We start from the raw sequence: 20553 nt of genomic DNA on the forward strand, positions 1-20553 counted from the left end.
GGGGTAGTCGACGACGCACCTGTCACTGCGGACCTGGCACAGTGGCCTCGCCCGGCGCTGTCCGTGCCGATGCTTCCAGGTCCCGCATGACGGACAGTCCTTCCTCGAGGTAGGCGCCTGCCTGCCCGACCGGGACCCTGACCCGCAGGGTCGCGCCGACGGGTGCCACGGCGAGGTCGGAGAGGGGCACGCGGGTGACAGGGCCGCTCGAGGTGGTCGAGAGGGGAGCGTTGTCCATCGCGGCGAGGGTCCTGGCCGTGGGCGGGTTCCTGAAGTCGATCCGCCACGCGTTCACCGGTGTCCCCGCCGCGTTGGTCTCGATGAAGACGATGGAGTCGGGCACCTCGACAAGGGTCGTGCCGCTCGTCGCGTCCCTGCTTCGGGAGCCGCTGGCGACTCGGCCGGCGCTGGAGGGGGCGTCCCGTTGCCGGTAGCCGCCGCCACGGGAGCGGATCAGTCCCTCCAGCTGCCGCCGCAGGTGCTGGCCCCAGTCGCTGACGTTCCGTCCGGAGGCGTCCACCGAGCTGTACGGCTCCGGCGTGTAGTTGGTGACGGACTCGTTGAGGGTCTGTGCCGGTGTGCCGTCGGGACGCGAATTGATCGGCGCTTCGCCGGCGGCGACGAGCGGGTGCACCGACGGGTCGGGGGTGTCGGCCAGGGCGGTGCGGTGACCCGGCCCGTGCCGCGCCGTCGTCGCCCCGGTGGCGTCGACCTCGCGGAAGTGTTGGATTGCCTGGTCCGAGCGGCGGGCGGTACCGCCCGCCAGGGCCGTGTCCGTGTGCGACTGGAGCAGCCGCTGGGGGGCGCCCCGCCCCCCGGAGACGACGTTGTAGGAGCCGCCCTGGGCGTGCACCGAGTAGGGCGCCCCCGGCCGGCCCGACAGCGACATCGGCTGCCACATCCCGTTCAGCCGCACCCACTGGTCGCCGGCCTCCAGGGGCGGGAGGTCCGCGGCTGCCTGGGCGTTGAAGGCCGCGAACCCGGGGACCTCCGGCGTGAACCCGTAGCGCCCGGCCAAGGTCTCGCGCATCCGGAGCGGGTTCGCGGTCGGGACGAAGTCCGGGCTCAGCTGGAACGGGCGGAACCCGATCCCCTCCATCATCCAGCGTGGCGTCACCGGCTCCGCCGACGGGCGGAAGAGGGCACCCCCACGCCGGTGCAGGCCGCTGACCGGCACCCACGCGGTGCCCGTCCCGAGGGCTCCACCGCTCAGCCCGGCCCAGAACATCTGCGAGCCGAGCTCCGTGCCGCTGATGCGACCGGCGACGAGGTCGTCAGCCAGGTCCAGCCCCGTGCCGAACATCCCCGACGGGGCCCCGACAAGCCCTGCGCTCACCGCGTTGGCGCCGAAGCTGCGCCACCCCGTCAAGGACGCCGCCGGGCCGCCGAAGAACCGGGTGGCGACGGCGTTGGTCACCCCGGGGGACACCAGGGCGCCGCCGGCGCCGACCAGCCCGTCGATGGCGCCGCTCTTCACACCCGACCACGTGCGGTCGGCGACGTAGGCGGTGTCGAAGCTGTGCGCGTCGTCGGTGAGCGCCAAGAGCCCTTCTCCACCGGTCGCGCCCGCCAGCTCGAGCCCACCCCGGGTCCCCGCACCGGCCAGCGACCCCGCCCCGAGGGCGAGCGCGGTCGTGCCGATGCCGGTCGCACCGGCCGCGAACACCGCACCGGCCGCCAGCCCGCCGGACAGCCCGGCGGCGACACCGAAGGCGACGTCGCGGGTGATCTCCAGGGCGATCACGGCTCGCTGCGCCCCGTGGATGTGGGCCTCGTTGAACATCCGGCCGGCGACCTCGATACGCCTGGCGGCGGTCTCCGCAAGGACGAGCTGCCGGGCGGCCTCGCCGTAGTTCCCGATGAGGAGTGCCAGCGCCTGTCCGGCAAGGGCGGCGTCGACGAGGTCCGACTGGATCGCCATCGCCCGCGACGGGTCCTCAGCGTCACCCAGCCACCCGGCGATGGCGCTGATGATCGGGTGGTCCTCGTTCACCTCGGCCTGGGTCTCGTAGTGGACGTACCCGGTTGTGCGAAGATCCCTGGTCCGGCGCGCCCCGTCCCGGAACGCCTCCTCGATCCGGGCACGCATCTGCGTCACCGCGGAGGCGGGGATGACGACCCGCTCCCCGTGGTGGTACGCGACGAGCCCGCCGGGCTGCCGCGGGTCCGGCAGCAGGGCGGCCAGCTGGTCGGTGACGTGCGTGAGCTGGGCGACGACGTCGGTGTCGCTCGTCTCGAAGATCCGGGCCACGCGTTCGACGTGTCGCGCCGCCGCGCCCGCCTGGCGTGCCTGCCCGAACTGCGGCGCAAGGCTCTCCAGCTCCCGGCGCAGGACCTCGCGGTCGGCACGGGACAGGCCCGGTCGTTCGAGCGCGGCCATGATCCGGTCGACCTCGGCGTCGACGTCGGCCGGCTCGGTGTACTGGACGCTGGACCGTTCGGTGAGGATCCGGGGAGCAGGCAGGTCGCTGTCTCGCGCGGCCGGCTGCCGGGAGCGTGGCCCTCGCCGCTTCACGGGCCGGTCCGCGGCCCGCCGGGCGCGGTCCCGCTCCTGCAGCACGCTCCGCAGGCGGGCCAGTCCCCGCTCGACGCTCGCGAGCTCCGGGGTGGAGCTGGTCTGCCGGTCCCTCCACTGCTCGAGCGCGACGATCTCGTCCACGAGGGCGGCGTGCTCCCACGACTCCACGTCCGGGGAGCCGACGAGCCACTCGTCGACGGACCTCGCCAGCCCGGGGGACGCGCCCGTCACGGTGGCCGCCGTCGTCCCGCGCTCGCCGCCCGGGCCGACGGTCAGCGTGTGCGCCTCGGCCTCGTGGGCGGGCCCCGGTGGGGGACCGCCCTGTCGCTGCTGCAGCACGTGGGCGATCTCGTGGGACAGCAGGCGCATCCCCCCGGTCGTCCCCGGCTGGTAGCGCCCGCGGGCGAAGCCGACCGACTCGCCCACGGTGTACGCCGCGGCGCCCAGTGCGCGGGCGGTCCCCGCGACGGTGTCGTTGTCGTGCACGCTCACCGTCGACAGGTCCTGCCCGAAGCGCTGCTCCAAGGACCTGCGGGTCCCCGCGTCGAGCGGGTGACCCGTGCCCCTGGTCGAGGGCGCGGCCGCGGTGGACGCCGGCCGCTGCTGCGACCGGCGGCCGGCGGCCCAGGACGGGCCCATCAGAGCTCGTCCGTCGGAGTCGGCCACGGGTCCCGGTCCGGGCGCGAGCCCGCTGCCTCGGCGTCGTCCGGGAGGCGGTCGCGTTCGAGGTGGTCATAGATGTCCTGCCCAGGACCCGACGTCCCGTCGTCGCCGGTCGTGCCCCGCAGCACCGCCAGGTCCGCGTCGCTGAGGCCGAGCTCGCCGAGTCCGGCGAAGTCGTTCTGGCTGATCGTGACCTGCCGTCCCGTCCGTCCGCCGACCTCGAAGGTGATGCGGCGAACCGATCCGGGCTCGTCGCTGGTCGGGGAGTACTGGACCTCGTAGGTGATCGAGTCCAGCACGCTGACCTCGACGCTCCCGTCGGCGGTGGGCACCCGGAGGCGGGTGCCCTGGGCCCGGATCGCGACGTCGACCGTCCACCCCAGGTCGTGTGCCTTGCGGATGACGGCCTCGATGCCCCGGTTCTGCGTGCGAAGGTTGAAGGTGTCGGGCGCGAACCACAGCCCTTGGAGCAGCTCCGAGCCGAAGCCCGGGCCGGACATGTGTGCGCGGTGGAAGCCCCTGAAGAACGAGGCGAGCCGGGAGCGCAGGGCCGGTCGCACCCCGAGCCCGCCGAGCTCGGAGGCACTGAGGGTGTAGCGCTCCAGACCGACCTCCGGCAGGGACCTGTCCAGGCCCTCGGTGATGCGGCCCTCTGCCGTGGCCACCACCTGCGTCTGCTCCACGTCCTGGAACCTGTCGAACGGACGCCGGGTCGCCCGCCCCCACTCACCGGGTGTCTCGGTCCCCCTGATGTGCGGGTCGCCGAGGGCCCGCAGCCGCTCCCGCGCGCGGGCGACGAGGGAACGGGCGCGCTCGAAGGCCAGGCCGAACTCGACCGGGGTCATCGTGGCGAACCGGCGCAGGCCGTCCAGGGCCTGCTGTGCGGCGGTCAGCTCCTGAGTCATCGTGGCGACTACACCCGGCGTGCGGTCGACCGGCCGGGGCAGCGCCTCGACCGACCGGCCGGCGGCGAACCCCTGGCGCAGCTCCTCGAGGTCGGCGGTCAGCTGGTCCACCCGCGAGTCGCGGCGCGGTTCGCCGTGCTCGCCGAGGCCGGCGGCCAGCCGTTCCAGCCGGCGTACCCGGGCCTCCAGCGTGCCGCGCGAGACCCTCCCGTCATCCGCCGTCGTGGCTCTGAGGTTGTCGACGATGACGCCGCGGTCGCGGTCGGTCAGCATGCCGGCACGCTCGAGGCTCTCGACGGCGCGGTCCAGCCGCTGGGTCAGCTGAGCGTTCCACGCCCGCCGGTCGCCCAGGTCGGCATCCGCCGGGTGGCGGATCCGGCGGGTCACCTGAGCTCGCATCCGGGCGAACGCCGCGGCGTCCAGCGCCGCGACGTACCCGCGCCGGGGCTGGTCGTAGCCGTTCTGGAACAGGTCGAAGTAGAAGTCCACCTGACCCTGGAGGTTGGCGATGTCCGCCTCGATGTCGCGCGCGTGCGGAGAGCCGGTGCTGACGGCGGCGGCGAGCTCGCCCATCCGCAGACGGATGACCTCAGGCAGCTTGTGGAGCTCGAGGAGCGCCTCGAAGGCCAGCGAGTCGGGGTGCGGCTGGCCCCGGGTGCCGCCGAGGACGGCCGCGACCCGGTCGAAGGTGATCCGGACCAGACCGACGAAGCCCTGATAGCGGCGCAGCTGGGCGATCGTGCCCGCGTGGGCGCGGACGTCGGCCGCGGTCGCGCGAGCCCCGGCGACGACGTCGATGCTCCGGACCAGCCCGAACGCATCGGTCTCGAAGTGCACCCGCACGGAGTTCGACTCACCGGCCTGCTCCCGACGGAACCCGATCCCGTCCGCGACGCCGGGCGGCAGCAGCGAGGCCAGTGACGGGTCGGGTGCCGATGGTGGTCGGCGGTCGACGTCCGCGTCGCCACGCGGCCCGGGCGGCTCCGCGCCCGTGGGGGACGCCGCGGCCTCCGACGTCGTTCGCGGGCTGTCCGCCTCCGGGCCCGGGCGAGGCACGTCCCCGTCCGTCACGGTTCGGGTGCCCTCTCCGACCGCCGGACCTTCCGGGACACCGGGCTGGGCCGACCTCCGCAGCTGCTCGGCACGCCCGATGAGGTGGGAGCCCGCGGCCATCCCGTTGGCCTGGAGGGCGCCGCCGAGCAGCATCATGATCGCGGCCCGCTTCTCGCTGTCCGACCCCGGCCCGTTCATCACGGCCCTGATCTCTGCGAGCGTGTGGATGTTGACCAGGATCAGCCCGAGGTGGTCGGCGCCGGCACCGACGATCGCGATACCGCGGCCCGTGGCGCCGACCACCCGCAACGCGGCCGAGCCGCTGCGCGTGCCGCGCGAGACCACCTTCCCGATCGGCCCCGCGAAGGAGCTGAGCACGTCCACGACGTCGAGCCAGGTCGAGAGGTCGTCGAAACGCAACGTGTCCGCGGATGCCTGGTCCGCCAGCCGGTATGCGGCCGGCACGGCGCCGACCATCCCGATCGGCACCATCAGCGCGAGGGACGCCCCGCCGGTGAACGGCGCGGCCACGAGGGCGGCGATGGCGGCGGCGTTCGCGACGGCCTCCACCGTGCTCATCGCGATCGCCGTCGGGTCGGCCTCCACCCGGATCGTGAACTGGCGCCCCGTCGTCCCTCCTGGTGTGTCGGGGATCTGCAGTCTCAGGTGGCCCCGACCGAACGCGTTGTACCGCTCGAAGAGGGCCTCCACCGCCGCGAGGACGGCCTCCCTGCGGCGGATGACCGGGTCGTCCGGGTGGCTCCCCGTGCCCCGTCCGTGGGCGTCGCGCCCGCTGGTCAGCTCGTAGGCGTCCACGAGGACGCTGTGCCCCTCGGGCGTCGTGGTCGAGAAGATCTCGATCAGCGGCTGGAGGGCGCTCCCGGTGTCGGGGACGAAGGCCACGGTGAGGATCTCGCCGTGCCCGCCGGTCCCGATGCGGGCGGTCCGGCGCTCCATCACCCGCCGCATCGCCTCCAGCTGCGCGACGATCGGCCGGCGTTGCAGCTCGCCGAGGTCCGCCCGCGCGGACTCCCTCTCGTAGTCGCGGATGAGCCGCGCCAACCTGCGCCCGGCGTCGGGGGAGGCCGTGTCCCTCAGGCGGTCCCTGCGGTCCTCGAGCATGCCCCGCAGCTCGGGCGCGAGGTCCGGGTCGCGCAGGAGCTCGGCAAGGATGTCGAGCTCCTGCTGGACCTGGTCGGTGTCGGTCAGGGCGGAGGACAGGGACCGCTGCGCCAGGTCCTCCTGCGTCCGGATCCAGATCGGGACGACGGCGGTCGAGGGGTACCGGCGGACCTCGTCGTCGCCGTCCAGCCTCGGGTCGAGGATGCCCCGGACCAGGTAGAGCCCCGGGCCGAGGTCCTCGAAGGAGATCTCCTCCTCGCACCGGTCGCGGGTCACCTGGCCGACGAAGTCGCGGATGACGGAGCCGGCGAGCCGCATGAGGGCGGCGACCCCGGCGATCGTCACCGCACCCACGCCGATCCCCGAGCCGATCATCGTCGTGACGGCCACGGCGATGGTGGCCGGGTCGAGGTCCTCGGTGGCGGACTCGGCGAGGGTGCGGGCGTCTGCCGCGAGGTAGCCGGCCTCCTGCCCGAGGTGGTGGCCGAGGACGTCGCGAGCGCGGGGCTGATGGCCGCTGCCGAGCGGCTGCCGGGCCGTCTCCCCGAGCACGGCGTCGAGCTCGCCCTGGGGGACGGTCTCGATGTTGCTGTCGGCGGCCCGGCGCACGTCCGAGTCGGGCACGCGGAGCACCTCGAAACGGTAGGTGAACCCTCCGAACGCGTCGGCCAGGTGGTCGTAGACGTCGCCGAAGACGACGTTGAGCCGGAACACGTGCGTGCTCGAGATCGACGCGGCCCAGCCCTCGGACCGGTGCAGGTCCGGCACGTGCGTCAGCGTCGAGGGGAACGGGGGCGCGTTCCGGTCGCCCAGGGTGTCCACCATCCGCATGTCGGTCGCGGTGCCCGCCACCTGTGTCCGGCGCTGGAAGCGCCGCCACAGCTCCGTCCGCACGTCGCCCTGGACGCCGGCGCCCGTCAGCTCGCCGCGGACGAGCGCGTCCACCAGTGCCGGCTGCGAGTGGACGAACCGGATCAGCTGCACCGCGTCGCTCACCGAGACGTTCGCGTCGTCGCCGGGTCCGTCGACCCGCGACGGCGCGCCGTCCGCCTGGGGAGCGGGCACCGGTGCCAGGCCCCAGAAGCGTCGGAACGACGGGTCGTCGAACAGGGCCTCGTCGATGCGGATCTCGTCGACCGCCAGCACATCGGGCCACAGCGTGGTGTAGAGCCCCTCGGCGGCGTGCGTGAGGACGGTCCCCAGGGCGACCGAAGGCCGCAGCAGCGGCAGGGCCTCGAGTGCCCAGTCCCGGACGGTCCCTGCCAGGGACTGCAGGTGGGCCAGCGCGATCGGCTGGGTGTACCAGCCCGGAAGGTCGCCCACGACCTGCCTGAACTCCGGACTGGCCAGGGTCTGCGACAGCGCCGAGGCGAACCAGCCCACGTACAGGATCTCGGTGTTCTCCCGGCTGATGTCGAGTCTCTCCCAGACCGGGGCGTCCTCGCCCCCGGCGACCTCCCGGAGCAGGTGCTGGACGATCCGCCACGCCACCGCCGTGCTGATCGTGAAGGCCGGGTAGACCGACCTGGCGCCCGCCACCTCGACGTCGGTGTTGGTGGCGAGGAACGACTCGCAGTACCGGCGGTCGTAACGCTCCCCGAGGAGGTGCTTGGCGTAGACGGAGAAGTAGTGCTCCTGCCACGAACGTTCGGGAAGGGGGCGCTCGGGCCCCGTGGGGGTGACCGTGATGTTCGTGAACCCGGAGTACGCCACGGTGGCGGGGGGCGGGTACGAGCCGTCGGCCTCGGACAGTGGAGGCGGCTGGGGTGCTCCCTCTCCAGGCCCGGCGTCCCGCTGGATCACGGGCCGGCCCGCCACGCCCGCGGGCCCCTGCTGGACCACGTGGGTGGCCTCGTGCGCGAGGAGCGGCAGGTCGGTGAGCTGGGCGGGGTCCGAGAGCCAGATCTGCGAGCCGTAGGTGAAGGCCTGCGCACCCAGCAGCCTGGCGGCCCGGCGCGCCTCGACGTCGTGGCGCACCCGGACGCGGCCGAGGTCGGCGGCGAGGACGGCCGAGAGCCGGCTCAGGACGGGTGGCGGCAGCGGGTCACCGGGCCGTGCCCTGGACAGGATCGCCGAGAGCTCCGTGCCGTTCGCGGCGGTCGGCGCGGTCACCGGTGCCGTCGCAGCCCTGGGCCGGGGGCGGCCCGGGGGGCTGGAGGGCTGGGCCCGGGCCACGTCGGCGAAGCGGTCGGCCTCCTGCTCGTACTCGTCACCCGGCGGCCCGATCTCGAGGCTCTCGACGGCTCCACCCTCAGGGTCAGGGGCGTTCTCGGCGTGCGAGGCGTGCGGGGCGTGCTCGTGAGCCCGGAGCGCCGCCCGCCCGGCGAGGGCGTGACCCGGCGCGGCTCGCCGCGGAGCCGGTCGCGGGCCCACGCCGACGTCGCTCACACGTTCGCATCCCGTCCGTGCAGGTCGATCAGCAGGTTCCGCACCCGGGCGACCGTCGCGGTCGCGGTCCCGGTCAGCTTCGGGACCTTGTCCGCCCGGTACAGGTCGTCGAGGGTGTGGATGCCGACGGCGGCGAGCCGGTCGGCGTTCTCCCTCGACACGGCCGTCAGGGCTGTGACGTCCAGCGTGCCGAGACGCCGCGGGTCGCCGACCAGCGCGGTGCGGAAGGTGTTCCTCCCTGCCTGGTCCAGGACGGCCTCGGCCTCGGCGACGGCGTGGACGTACTCCTCGAGCTCGATCACGGGTGTGCCGACCCGTGCCTCGAGGTCCTGGGCGTCGTCGATGACCGAGTCGCCCCTGAGCGGGGTGTGGGCGAGGACCATCCCGGCGGTCAGTGGTCGAGCTCCGGTCAGGGTCGGCCGGGCCGAGTCGAGAAGGGGAACCGTGTCCCACTCCTTCTTGAGGTCGGCCACACTCCTTCCCACGAGGTCCGCCGCCCGGACGGCGAGCACCGCCTCGACCGGTGTGTCGTCCCGGTAGAGCGCGATGGTGACCGTCGTGTCGGGCGCGTCGCTCGCGACGCCGACCAGGGTCTGGGGCTTCGTGCCGATGGCCCAGGTCTTCCCGTGGGTATCCCTCGGGGCGGCGCAGTCGAAGCACATCCCCCGGAGGGAGACGACGTACCGGCGCTCGCCGTCGGCGTCGAAGGACTCGATCCCCTCCCGGCTCAGGGTGAGCGCGGCGAGCACGACCCAGCCCGACTGTGGGCACGACGCGCACGTCGCCGCCGTCGCGCACGGGTGCGCCGTGGACCGACAGGGTTGCTCGTAGTGCTCAGGGAGCTCCTCGAGCAGGCTCACCTCGTACCAGTCGCGGATCCGGCTGTTCTCGCAGGCGGTGTCGGAGCACGAGCAGCCGGTGGGACCGAGCACGGGTTTGACGGGGATCTCGACGTGCCGGAGCGCGAGGTAACGCGGTTCGTCCATGGGGAACGTGGCGACAGGGGCGCACCACGGGTCGCTGGCGGGCGGGCACAGCAGCGACCCTGCGCCGTCGGTGTGGCACAGGTCGACGACGAGGTCGGCGGGAACCACGATCTCGTTCCCGTACGGGTCGATCGCGTAGCCGGCGCTGATGCCCACCGTGCACGGGTTCTCGCTGTCCGTGCCCGGGGTGGCGCACCGGGTGACCACGAGCCCGCAGACGATGCCCCAGCCGTGGAGGAACCGGTTGTGCCGCCGCAGCCGGTCGGCGACGTAGAGCTGGTCCTGGGACAGGTCGTCCGGGCCGACGCGCTGCCGGTCGAAGTATCGGGTCCGTTCCAGGCCTGTGGCGGTCTCGCCTCCTCCCGGTGCTGACCCGCCGCACTCACACGGTGCCGTGCAGGGGGCCAGGCGGGTGGGCAGTTCAGCTGCGGTCGTCATCGTCGTGCTCCCAGTAGAAGGTCCAGTGGATCCAGGCACCGGTCTGGCCGGTGCGTGGCATCCGCAGCCGCGTAGGACGGATGCTGCGCTCGTGGGTGGGGGAGGGGCCGTGTGCGTAGACGTGGGCGACGTCCGGCTCCGTCAGGCAGGTGCCGGCGAACGCGCCGACCGCCTGCTCACCGGCGTGGGCGGGGACGACGACCAGCACCCTGCCGTCGTCGAGGCCGGTCATGTCGGCGACGAACCGCACGACCTCCCTCAGCTCGTCGTGGACGGTCGCGTCGAACGAGGCGGGGAAGCGGTCGGTCACCGCTGCTGCCGCGCCGTCCGGGAGCGGGGCGGCCGTGAGCGGTAGCTCTGCCGGCCCGTCCGGGCCGACGATCCACGCACGGGGCGTGAGTCCGTCCAGCGGTCCGGTCCCGGCGAGCTCGACCGTGAGCTCGGTGCCGCTCATCCGGGAGGCGTTGGGCGGGTGCACGGCGGTGACGGCCGTGGCCCCGGCGACGACCGGCGCCACCTCGAAGACCGCATGGACCCGTCCGCCCTCGTACGGGTCTCCGAAGCAGCCCGGCTGCTCGCTGCCCATGATCGTGTCGAGGGTGGTCCCGGGGGCCGTGAACCGGTCGGCCCGCCAGATCCTGGCGCGGGTGTCCCGGGTGAGCGGTGTGCCCGCGTACTCGATACGGGCGATGCCCCCGGTGGGGGAGGCGGCGGCCGGCCCGGAGTCCGGGGTCGCCCTCGCCTGGAGGAGGACCACCTGCCGGGAGCCGGCCCGTCTCGCGTCCCTGGACCGGAACTCGTAGACGAGCCGGTGGCCGGCGGGGGAGGGCTGGGATGCCGTGGGGAGGAACCGCAGTCCGACCCGGGTGAAGGTGACGGTCCCAGCGCCGTCGGGGGCTGTGTGCTCCGTGGCGACCCAGGCCCGCAGCCAGTCGTCGGGGTCGTCGACCCGGTCCACGTCGATCGGCTGGTCGAAGGTGAGCTCGACACGTGGTCGTTGCCGCCACCGACCCCACTCCGAGGGGGAGCCCTCGCGGGAGAGGACCCGGCCGGGCGGCGGCCAGATCCGGCACAGGCTCGGCGGTTCGGTGCGCTCACCCTCCGCCATGCCGAGGCGGGCAGCCAGGTCGACGTTCCGCACCACGTCCCTGCGCCCGTCGGCGGTCACCCCGGCCACCGCGTCCTGGGTCAGCGTGACGGTGCCGAGGGTCACGCAGTCCCCACAGTCCGTGCCGCACCCCTGCGGGGAGGTCCCGCACCCGCAGGCCTCACCGCTCGCGCACCCCGGTCGGTGGCTGCGCAGCTCGAGCCGGAAGCCCTCGCGGACCGCGCCGGGCAGGCACTCGGTGCGCGTGTCGCAGTCGGTGACGACGACCCGTGCCGGGGCGGTAGGACACTCGTGGTGGACGAGGCAGAGCCGGAACGTGCCCCGGGGGTCCGGGGCACAGTCGGGCTCGAGCACGGTGCGTGCGTCGTCGACGGCGACCGCGGCCGGGACGACGACGAGGCGGCCGTGCCCGTCGACGGCGGCACCCGCAGCGACCGCCAGCCCGCGCGTCCCGTGCGGGGAGAGCTCCAGGCCGCAGAGCACGCTGCACCCCACGGTGAGCCGGGTGAGGGTCTGCTGGACGTGGCGGAAGTAGGCCTGGTCGCGCTGGAACTCGGCGACCCCCATCTCCTTGCCGTGCCAGTAGGTGTTGCGTTCCAGGAGCGGCAGCGCGTCGCCACGGTCGTGGTCGGCCGGTACAGCGAGGGCGGTCGTGTGCTGTGTCATGTCGGGTTACCTGCTCTCGCACGGTTGGACGGGCTGTGGGTGGGGGTGGCCGGCGGAGCGGTCCCGCCGGGGGCGGCTGGCGGCGGGCTCGGGCCGACGACGGTGGTCATGCCGACGACGGCCCGGACGCCCACGACCGTGCCCGGCCGCACGCACACGTGGGCGTGGGTGTGCGCGGGCTTCTCCCGCTCGACGGTGGCCGCGATCCCGGCGCGCCGGGCCGGGCTGTCCATGTCCGGGGGGAGGAGGACGGTGAACCGGTGGGCCAGGTCGCCGAACAGCGGCGCCCCCCGGTCGTTCGGGCCGATGAGGTGGGCCCGGTCCAGGACGGCGGTCCGGTCCAGCACCGCGCCCTCGGCCGGGGCCGCCGTCGTCATCGTCGTGCGCCCGAGCTCGCTCGCGCGGTCGCCGAGCACCCACACGTGCGCGTGTCCGGCCGGCTCGTCGATGGTGACGTCGACGCCGTGCTCGATGACGATCTGCCGGCGCAGCGCCGCGGGGGTGCCGCGGCGGGCGTGCCACCGGAACGCCTCCGCGACGACCCGACGCCGCAGGGCCGGGTCCCACCCTTCGTCCAGCGGGGCGTCGACCCAGGTGGACAGCCAGTCGAGCCAGCGGTCGCCGTCGAGGTCGTCGGTGGCGGTCGCGGGGTCGAGCTGGATGGGGAGCTCGACCAGTGCGTCGGTGATCTCGTCCAGGCCGGTGGCGAGCAGCCGCAGGAACGGGTCGAGGAACTCCTCCGGGCGTCCGCGTGCGCGGTAGACCTGCGGGAGCTCGTCGATGAGGGCGGGCCCGTTGAGGTGGAGCTCGACCAGGTCGATCCATGGCGCCGGCCCCGCCTCGGGGACGACCGTGAGCTCGAGCTGGGCCCAGGACGACTCGGAGGGGACGCGCACGACCCGGTCCGGGGACGCCGTCCCGCTCGGCGATCCGTGGAGGACGTCACCGTCCGCGGCCAGGAACCGGGCGGTGAGCGTCGCGTGCCCCGCACCGAAGCTGCCGCGGGCCCGGATGCGGGCGAGGTTGCGCGCGCCGGGGTCCACGGTGAGCGGGAAAGGGCCCACGACGGCGGTCGCGCGCTCGGCCAGGACGGTACCGACGATGTGCCGGGTGACGGCCGGGTCGGACGCCCACAGCACCTGCGCGTGGTCGGTGGTGACGCCCAGCACGGTTCCGGCGCTCTCGCCCAGGGCGGCCCCGCCCGCGGTGCTGACGACCCTGACCCGGCCCAGAGCGGGCGCCGAGACGTGCAGACGGTCGCCGACCGCACGGACGAGGAAGGGCCCGCTCAGGCCGGGGACCCGGTCCGTCCTGGTGTCCGCGGGGTCGAGACCCACGACGGTCACCAGGGCGGTGTCGGTGCCGACGACGACGTGGCCCGCGGCGTCCACCGTGACCGAACGGGCCCCGTCGATCCGGTGGACCAGGACCGCGGCCCCGTCCCGGGTGAGCCGCTTGAGGCCGTCGGCATCGACGGCGAGGACGGTGTCCCCGCGGGTGACGACGTCCTCCGGCCCGTCCAGTCCCGCCCACCGGACGAGCAGCCGGCCGGTCGTCACGTCCCGGCCGTCGACGGTGCCGCGTGGGGTGTCGGCGACCAGGAGCATCCCGTCCCGGTCCAGGGCCAGTCCGGCCGCTGCGCCGAACCCGGTGAGAGGTGACGACGTCCGTGCGCCCGTGCAGTCGTACCCGTCGACCGCGTGCCGGTCCTCGGTCACCGCGAGCACGGCGCCTCCGATCGAGACCAGGCCGCGGACGCGGGCTGCCTCCGCGGGCACCGGTCCGTCCGTCAACGGACCGGACCAGGCGGGCAGCGAGGCGACGAGGAGCCGCCGTCCTGCCTCGTCGATGTCGAACCCGGTCGTGACGACGGGCAGGGCAGGGTCCGGGAAGCGGGCCGTCCACCGGCCGACGCCCAGTGCCTCGCTGGTGCTCATAGGGATCCCTCCACCCCGATCCAGGTGATCGCCCACTCCAGCTCGGTCGCCACCAGCGTGGTGATCTCGTCCGTCAGCCCGGAGCCGTCGAGGAACTCGGCGAAGGTGCCATCGGTCCGACCGGCGCGGACCGTGGGGACGAGGATCTCGACGGTGAGCCTGGTGGCGCCGGCGCCCACGACGTCCGGCTCGGTGGTCCACAGCATCACCGGGGTGGAGAGCTCGGGGCCGGTGACGTCGAACCAGCGCCGCCCCGAGAGCCTGGCCTGGTAGTCCGGGGTGCCACGGAACCCGGCGACGGACGTGTCGGCCACCGTGCGCAGGCCGTAGGCGACCCCGGCATTGGTGGTGGCGAGCTCCCAGCCGGCGGGTGACGGGCGATGCACCCCCGCGTCCACGTAGGGCAGGCGCCGCTCACCCAGCACCTGACGGCGCCCGAAGCTGATGCTGCTGAGCACGCAGCCGGTCACCCGCACCGTGGCCAGCGGCAGCGCCGACCCGGCCGCACCGGGGAAGTCGGTCGCGGGGACGAACTCCACCAGCGGCTCGTCCATCCACGCGCTCACCCCGTCCGCGCCGCACAGGCCGGTGTCGGTGAAGCCGGTGGGGTCGGGGTCGAAGCGACACACCAGTACGTAGTCGGTCGGGCCCGGCACGGGAGGGACCTGCACCGTCACCGGTGCGACCAGCACGATCTCGTGGCCCTCGGGGTCGATGCCGTACCCCGGCTCGACGGTCACCTCCACCTGGCCGACGGTGGCGGTCACCGTCAGTCCCTGGCCGATCCCGGCGCCGTGCAGGAACCTGTTGTGCGCCCACCGACGCGCCCACTCGGTGGCCAGGTTGTCGTTCAGCGTCCGTGCGGTCAGGGACTGCCCAGCGAAGTAGGACGCCCGTCGCGGGCCGGTGGGGAGCACCATCAGGCCTGTCCTTCCGTCTCTAGCCGATCACCGGGGGCGGGATCGGTGGCTTGTCGGAGCAGTCGGCGAGGTCAGCCGGTGTGACCTGCTCGCGGCGGGTGTCGACGCCGACCCAGGAGACGTCGAGCAGGACCGCCCGGTCCGTGCCGTCACGGGCGGAGCGGGACCCGTCGCGGAGCGTCTGGAAGGCCGCGGCGGTGATGTGCAGGAAGAGGGTGAGCGTGAAGCTGGTCGACGTGGGACGGCAGATCGTGGTGAACCACCCGCGGACCTCGCGCTGGACGGCGATCGCGCCACCGTCCGCGAGAGAGACGGAGACGAAGTACAGCGGCGGGCGGGCGAAGGCGGCGTCCGCGGTACGGACCTGCCGCTCGAGCGTGTGCCGCCACTCGTCGACCTCCAGGTCGTCCAGGGTCAACAGCTCACGGCCGACTCCGATGTGCGGTCGCACCGGTGCCGGGACCAGGCTGCGTCCCTCGTGACTGACGGGTGGCACCCACTCGACCGTCGCGTGGGGCCCGGACGGGACAGCGGCGGCCCGCAGGAGACCGAGCGGCACGTCCGAGGGTCGGGCCGACGCCGTGGCTGGCCGGGCGGTGACCCTCGCGTCCGGGCCGAGCCACAGGCGGTACCGCCCGGGCGTGGCCGGAGGATCGACGAGGGCCACCTGCCGGAGGACCACGAAGTCCCCCCGCGGGGTGAACGCCTCCCCGGCCGAGACCTCGACCCGGCCTCCGGTGACGCGGGCCTCCAGCCCGCCGGCCACGCCGTAGCGGCCGTGGACCTTCGCGACGTGGTGCGCGTCGGCGCTCGCGGTCCGCAGCGACACGCGGTCCACGGCGAGGTCCCCGAGCACCGTCCTGGACTCGAACACGCGTGGTGCGGTGGATCCGGTCATGACGTGCCCGCCCGTCCGCCGACGGCAGTGACGTCGACGTCACCGAGCGCGACCACGTCCCCGGCCGGCACACAGACGTTGCCGCACCCGGTCCCGCACGTGCAGGACGCGCCGGGCCGGAGGCAGCGGCACCCTCCCCGGCGCACGGTGACCGAGGCTGCGAGGTCGACGTCGGGGACCGCGCCGACGACGGCCATGAGCTCGCTCTGGTAGACGTCGCGACCGAAACGCCAGCCACGCCCGTCCGAACCTCCGCGCAAGGGGTGCAGGAACCCGCGGAGCGCGTCCCCGGCTGCGGCCACGGCCCGAGCCGGGTGCGCGCCCGGGCGAAGCACCACCTGCGCCGTCACGTGCACCTCCGTGTAGCTGGGCCCGAACACCCGGACCCGGGTGCCGACGGTGCGGTACCTGTCCAGGTGCCGCACGACCCGCTCGTGGTCGTCGGGCGAGAGCGCCGGGTGGTGGTCCGGGGCGCGCGGGCTGACGATCACCGAGACGGTGCCCGGCGCGAGCTGGCAGGGCAGGGCCAGGTCGACGTTCGCCCACGCGCGGGCTCGAGCCACGTCCACGCCCGGCGTGGCGAGGGCGACCCGCTCGAGGTCGGCGCAGGTGACGGCGCGCGAGGGCACCGGCAGGCCATCGAGCACCTGCCGGTCGAGGTCGTCGCACGAGTCAGCATCGCCCAGCGCCTCGGTGAGCCGCTCGTGGGCCCAGAGCATGGCCGCGGCCCGGTTGAGGGTGTCCTCGAGCTGCTCGCCCGGCCGCGACCGCAGCCCGAGCAGGCGCAGGAACATCTCGCGGTGGCCCGCCGGGATCTGGTCCGACCGGTAGGACAGCGCCTCGACCTTCGCGGCCAGCAGCTCCAGGATGGTGATGCCGGGGTCATGGACGTTGTGGTCGGTCCACGTCGGTGCCGTGCTGGGCAGCCGGTCCCGCGCCTCCTGCACGAGCTGGACCCACCTCAGGTCGTCGAGGACCTCCACGGGTAGAGCCATCAGTGCACCTCCGGCCTGGTGAGCGTGAGCGTGACCGGGCCGGGCACCGGCAGCTCGGCTCGTCCGAGCTGGTGGCTGGTGCCGGCGACCCGCCCGCCGACGAGGACGGTGAAGCTCTCCACGTGGTCGACGTCGGGATGGTTCTCGAGCAGGCCGGCCAGGCGGGCCGGGTGGACGGTGGCGCCGAAGCCGTGCCCCCCGGTCACCGGGTGCAGGTAGGAACGCACCGCGGCGGCGACGCGGTCGAGCGGGTTGCCGGGGCGGACGTTGCCGGGCGTCGGCCGGCGCAGGGCGACCGTCACCTCCAGGCCGACCGCGACGAACACCGGGCCGGTCACCGTCAGCCCGACGAGTGCGCCGGGCGGGCACCGGCGGACGAGGTGGCGCCGCACCTTCTCGAGCAGCTGGGCCGACGGGACCGGCGGCGTGGCGTGGGACTCGGGCAGGACGTGGACCGCCAGGGTGCCTCCCAGGTCGTCCGGGTGAGCGACCACCGTGGCGAGCAGCACCTCGGGCGAGGCCTCCAGGGCGAGCGCACCGTAGTCGGACTCCGTCACGGCCTGGAAGCGGTGGCGCACGACGTGGGGCGCGCGGAGGATCGCGCGCTCCGCCGTCTCGGCCGCCGCACCACCGCTCGCCGCGACGGGGTTGGACAGGGCACCGACCAGCATCGCGGACAGGGGGTTGGCGATCGCCCCTGCGGCCACGTTGCCCTCGGGGCCCCCACCGGACGTACCGGTCAGCCGCACGTTGTCCCCCCCGGTGGGCAGCGCCCGCCCGTGCCGGTCGTCGCCGAACCGGTGGACCCCGGTGGCGAGGTCGACGGTGAGGTGCCGGTCGGTTGGGCTGGAGGAGGTGAGGTTGGGGCGGACCGTCCACCGCACCCACACCGCGGTCGGGGACCCGTCGTCGGCCCGCTCCACGACGAGGGTGTGGGCGCTCCCCGCCAGCTCCCGCTCCAGGATCGGGAGGTCCGTCCGGGACCGTGGCCCGTCCAGCTCCCGGACCTCGACGACGAGGCCGGGCAGCAGGGGGGCGTTGGTGGAGAACAGGCGCTGGTTCGGCCGGCCCGTCCCGGAGCCGAGCACCTCCCCGTTCACCGGCCGCGACTGGGTGGTCCAGGCGACGTTCGGGACGACGCGGTTCACGGTGACGTCCGGCAGCGGGCTGCCGGGTGCCAGCCGGGCCCGCAGCCAGGTGCGCGGCGTCCCGAACAGCGGTGGTTCGGGGTCCTCGACGGTCGCCCGGGGGTGCTCGTCCCGCAGCGGTCGGCTGAGGGTGATCGTCCGGCCGGCGACACTCGCCACGGTGACGAGCTCCCCGCCGTTCTCGTCCCGGACGTGCACGAGCTCTCCGGCCTCGAACCGGGCCGCGTCGGCGGGGGTGAGCGTGGTGACGGTCGTCCCGACGGCGCGTGCCGGCCCCACCCGCCGCAGCGGGCGGTTGCCGGGCCAGGTGGGGCGGACCAGGCCGGTGTCGGTGAGGTGGTCGGTGCCGTCCTCGACGGGAAGCGTCGTCCAGCCCCGGCCGTCGTAGCGCTCCCAGAGCAGCTCGTGGTCGGCCGGAGAGGCACCGTTGCCGTCGGCGGGCGGCTCGATCTCGAACAGCAGCCCCAGCTCGGCGGCCGGCAGCGGCCCGTCGAAGCCGAGGTACAGCGCCGGCGTCCGGTCCTCCAGCGGGGTGAACGGTGGGAACGGTGTCCCGCGCCAGCGGGCCGCTTCGGTGCGCTCCCGGTGCAGGGAGCCGTCGAAGGTGATGACGTGGTCCGCCGCCGTGGCAGGGGACCGGCCGCGGACCTCGACACGCAGGTCGGAGAAGAGCACCGGGGCGCTCTCCGGCACCTCGACGGTGTCCGAGCCGATCTGGATCTCCCGCGTGCCCGCATAGCTGCTGCCGGGGGCGAGCCGTAGCCGTGCCCACGTGCCCGTCTCCTCCTGCACCTGCGACGGCAGCCAGTCGGTCGGAAGGGTCACCGGCAGGACGTTGCGGACGTTGTCCGCCTCCGGTGTGAACGTGCCGCCGGGGACGAGGTCGACCCACCCGCGACCGTTCCAGTACTCCAACAGCAGGTCCGGGTCCGCGGTCGGCGCGCGGCCGGTGGAGGGGCTGGTCGCGACGACGAGGTCGGCGGTGGCGGTGCCGGCCGCGACCACCTCGGTCGCGTCGACGTACAGGACCGACGTCCGGTCAGGGGCGGGACCGAAGGGCAGGAAGGGCAGTGTCGGGTCGACGGGTGAACCGTCGACGAGGAGGGAGGTGAGAGGGAAGGTGACCGGGGTGCTCGCGCTGCCCAGGGTGACGGCAACCCTGATCTGGTCGATCTGCGGCAGCGCGAGCGGGTCCGCGGGGCCGAGGACCGAGTCGAGCTGGGCGCGCAGCCAGTAGCTGGGGATCCCGTCGACCTCCGTCTGGGCCGACTCGATCCCGTGGCTGGTCATCGTGACCGTCCCGCTGCGGCCCAGGCTGCGCGCCGGCTCGTCGCGGGCGGTGCGGGTGTCGGTCAGGTCCGTCACCTGGTCGGCGGGAAAGGCGCGCCAGACGGTGCCGTCCCACACGGACCAGGTCAGCTGCAGAGGGACCCGGGAGTCCTGGGCCAGCTCGATCTCGACCGTGATCGTCGCCTCGTCCTTGAGGGCGAAGAGCCGGTCGTGCCCCAGGTACAGGGCGCGGCGCACTGGCTGGGCACCGGTGAACGGGGCGAAGGGGCGGCCTCCCAGGGCCTCGGTGGTGTGGTCGGCGACGGCGTCACTCCCGGGCACGACAGACCGGACCTCGGCCAGCACGCTGGGGCTGATGCCGAGGTCGTGCTCGGTGCGGAAGACGACGTGGCCGTCGGGCGCGGGAGCCCCCACCGCGGACCCGGCGGGGATGACGGCCCCGACCATGACGCGGTCCGACAGACCGGGCGGGGCGGGGAGAGGGTCGAACCTCACCGGTGCGCGGGCGGCGGACGGCGGGAGGGCGTCGATCCCCAGGGAGCTGAGGAAGGCCATCTTGTGCTTGTCCGGCGCCTTGTCGACCCGTGCCCACAGGGAGGCGGCCATCGTTGCCTCGGCCGCCAGGACGGCACGTCCGGGGTCGTCGGGCCGGGCCGACCAGGCCGGGACGTAGCCCGGGCGTCGTCGCAGGAGCTCGTCGGCGACCTCGTCGGCGGTGCGCCGCAGGTCGGGGGAGCGGCGGGGAGGATGGCTGCTCATCCGGCGACCCCCTGCCTGCGCTGCGCGGTGTCCACGGTCGCGTCGCCGTGGGCCTCGTCGAGGTAGAACGGGTAGACGAGGTTGTAGAACGTGTTCGTGGCGCGCACCCGATAGGCGATGTCGACGTCGACCCGTGCGACGGTGCTGGGCGGAACGGTCACGGTGACCTCGTCGACGTCGATGCGTGGCTCCCACCGGACCAGCGCCTCGGTCACGCGGTGCTGGAGCAGGGCCAGCCTGGTGGTGGAGGCCGAGTCGAAGACGAACCGACGCACGTCGGAGCCGAACACGGGCCGCATCACCCGTTCGCCGAGGTTCGTGCTCAGGATGATCAGGACGGACTGCCGGACGTCCTCCTCGTGGCCGGCCAGGGCAACGCCCCCGTCCCCGTCGAGGGTGACGGGGAAGGACCACCCGGTGCCGAGGAAGCTACGGTCCGGGCCGGGGCCGGGTCTCTCCGGTGACGGCGCAGTCATCGCTCAGCCTCCGATGCTCACGGTGGGGCAGCCGGCGACGACCGGTGCGCCGCACCCTGCGGTGTCCCCGACGCGGGCTGCCGGTCGGCCGTCGACCGAGACGGTCCCGCTGCCGCTGACGATCGTGGACGGGGGGTGAGACGGCGGTGGCGGGAAGGAGCACGTGTGCGCGTCACCGAGCACGGCGGCAGGCCGGCCACCGATCGTCACGGTGGTCGATCCAGGGCCGGTGATCACCCCGGGGTGTCCCGTCTGGTCGCCGACGCGGGCCGCTGCAGGCATG

General features: G+C 74.2%; 11 protein-coding genes. All 11 read right to left on the bottom strand.

The genetic code is table 11. The features are described from left to right. Positions 1-22: 22 nt before the first annotated feature. Positions 23-3157 carry a DUF4157 domain-containing protein gene (locus FHE66_RS03545; RefSeq protein WP_139071606.1) on the bottom strand — a complete coding sequence of 1045 codons (3135 nt, stop codon included), beginning with the start codon at positions 3155-3157 and terminating at the stop codon, positions 23-25. Next, entirely contained in the window at positions 3157-8373 is a 5217-nt protein-coding gene (locus tag FHE66_RS03550; RefSeq protein WP_176554627.1) for a DUF4157 domain-containing protein, read from the bottom strand. Before FHE66_RS03550 ends, FHE66_RS03545 begins: the two co-directional genes overlap by 1 nt. A 272-nt stretch (positions 8374-8645) precedes the next feature. After that, positions 8646-10073 (bottom strand): hypothetical protein, encoded by a 1428-nt coding sequence (locus FHE66_RS03555; protein ID WP_139071608.1) that lies wholly within the window; start codon positions 10071-10073, stop codon positions 8646-8648. Further along, a complete protein-coding gene (locus FHE66_RS03560; RefSeq protein ID WP_139071609.1) occupies positions 10057-11847 on the bottom strand; it encodes a hypothetical protein in 1791 nt (596 codons plus the stop codon). The genes FHE66_RS03555 and FHE66_RS03560 overlap by 17 nt, the downstream gene beginning before the upstream one ends. Then, complete coding sequence (locus FHE66_RS03565) at positions 11844-13784, bottom strand: phage tail protein (RefSeq protein WP_139071610.1); 1941 nt, start codon at positions 13782-13784, stop codon at positions 11844-11846. The genes FHE66_RS03560 and FHE66_RS03565 overlap by 4 nt, the downstream gene beginning before the upstream one ends. Then, the gene (locus FHE66_RS03570; protein WP_139071611.1) at positions 13781-14704 is read right to left on the bottom strand and encodes a hypothetical protein; all 924 of its coding nucleotides are present in this window, start codon (positions 14702-14704) and stop codon (positions 13781-13783) included. The genes FHE66_RS03565 and FHE66_RS03570 overlap by 4 nt, the downstream gene beginning before the upstream one ends. Before the next feature lie 19 nt (positions 14705-14723). After that, the gene (locus FHE66_RS03575; RefSeq protein ID WP_139071612.1) at positions 14724-15578 is read right to left on the bottom strand and encodes a hypothetical protein; all 855 of its coding nucleotides are present in this window, start codon (positions 15576-15578) and stop codon (positions 14724-14726) included. A gap of 20 nt (positions 15579-15598) precedes the next feature. After that, positions 15599-16597, bottom strand: coding sequence for a baseplate J/gp47 family protein (locus tag FHE66_RS03580; protein ID WP_139071613.1), 999 nt, complete (start codon positions 16595-16597; stop codon positions 15599-15601). Then, entirely contained in the window at positions 16597-19794 is a 3198-nt protein-coding gene (locus FHE66_RS03585; RefSeq protein ID WP_139071614.1) for a baseplate J/gp47 family protein, read from the bottom strand. The genes FHE66_RS03580 and FHE66_RS03585 overlap by 1 nt, the downstream gene beginning before the upstream one ends. Then, positions 19791-20270 carry a GPW/gp25 family protein gene (locus tag FHE66_RS03590; RefSeq protein ID WP_139071615.1) on the bottom strand — a complete coding sequence of 160 codons (480 nt, stop codon included), beginning with the start codon at positions 20268-20270 and terminating at the stop codon, positions 19791-19793. Before FHE66_RS03590 ends, FHE66_RS03585 begins: the two co-directional genes overlap by 4 nt. A 3-nt stretch (positions 20271-20273) precedes the next feature. Continuing rightward, positions 20274-20552, bottom strand: coding sequence for a PAAR domain-containing protein (locus tag FHE66_RS03595; RefSeq protein WP_139071616.1), 279 nt, complete (start codon positions 20550-20552; stop codon positions 20274-20276). Position 20553: the final 1 nt, after the last annotated feature.

It is taken from the genome of Georgenia sp. 311 (assembly GCF_006151955.1).
GTDB classification, from domain to species: Bacteria; Actinomycetota; Actinomycetes; order Actinomycetales; family Actinomycetaceae; genus Oceanitalea; species Oceanitalea wutianyii.

What these genes read in the sequence shown, in the direction of transcription:
- FHE66_RS03585 (WP_139071614.1), bottom strand. Translation starts at nt 19,794, where the DNA reads ATGAGCAGCCATCCTCCCCGCCGCTCCCCCGACCTGCGGCGCACCGCC.
- FHE66_RS03580 (WP_139071613.1), bottom strand. Translation starts at nt 16,597, where the DNA reads ATGGCTCTACCCGTGGAGGTCCTCGACGACCTGAGGTGGGTCCAGCTC.
- FHE66_RS03565 (WP_139071610.1), bottom strand. Translation starts at nt 13,784, where the DNA reads ATGAGCACCAGCGAGGCACTGGGCGTCGGCCGGTGGACGGCCCGCTTC.
- FHE66_RS03570 (WP_139071611.1), bottom strand. Translation starts at nt 14,704, where the DNA reads ATGGTGCTCCCCACCGGCCCGCGACGGGCGTCCTACTTCGCTGGGCAG.
- FHE66_RS03590 (WP_139071615.1), bottom strand. Translation starts at nt 20,270, where the DNA reads ATGACTGCGCCGTCACCGGAGAGACCCGGCCCCGGCCCGGACCGTAGC.
- FHE66_RS03595 (WP_139071616.1), bottom strand. Translation starts at nt 20,552, where the DNA reads ATGCCTGCAGCGGCCCGCGTCGGCGACCAGACGGGACACCCCGGGGTG.
- FHE66_RS03555 (WP_139071608.1), bottom strand. Translation starts at nt 10,073, where the DNA reads ATGACGACCGCAGCTGAACTGCCCACCCGCCTGGCCCCCTGCACGGCA.
- FHE66_RS03545 (WP_139071606.1), bottom strand. Translation starts at nt 3,157, where the DNA reads ATGGGCCCGTCCTGGGCCGCCGGCCGCCGGTCGCAGCAGCGGCCGGCG.
- FHE66_RS03560 (WP_139071609.1), bottom strand. Translation starts at nt 11,847, where the DNA reads ATGACACAGCACACGACCGCCCTCGCTGTACCGGCCGACCACGACCGT.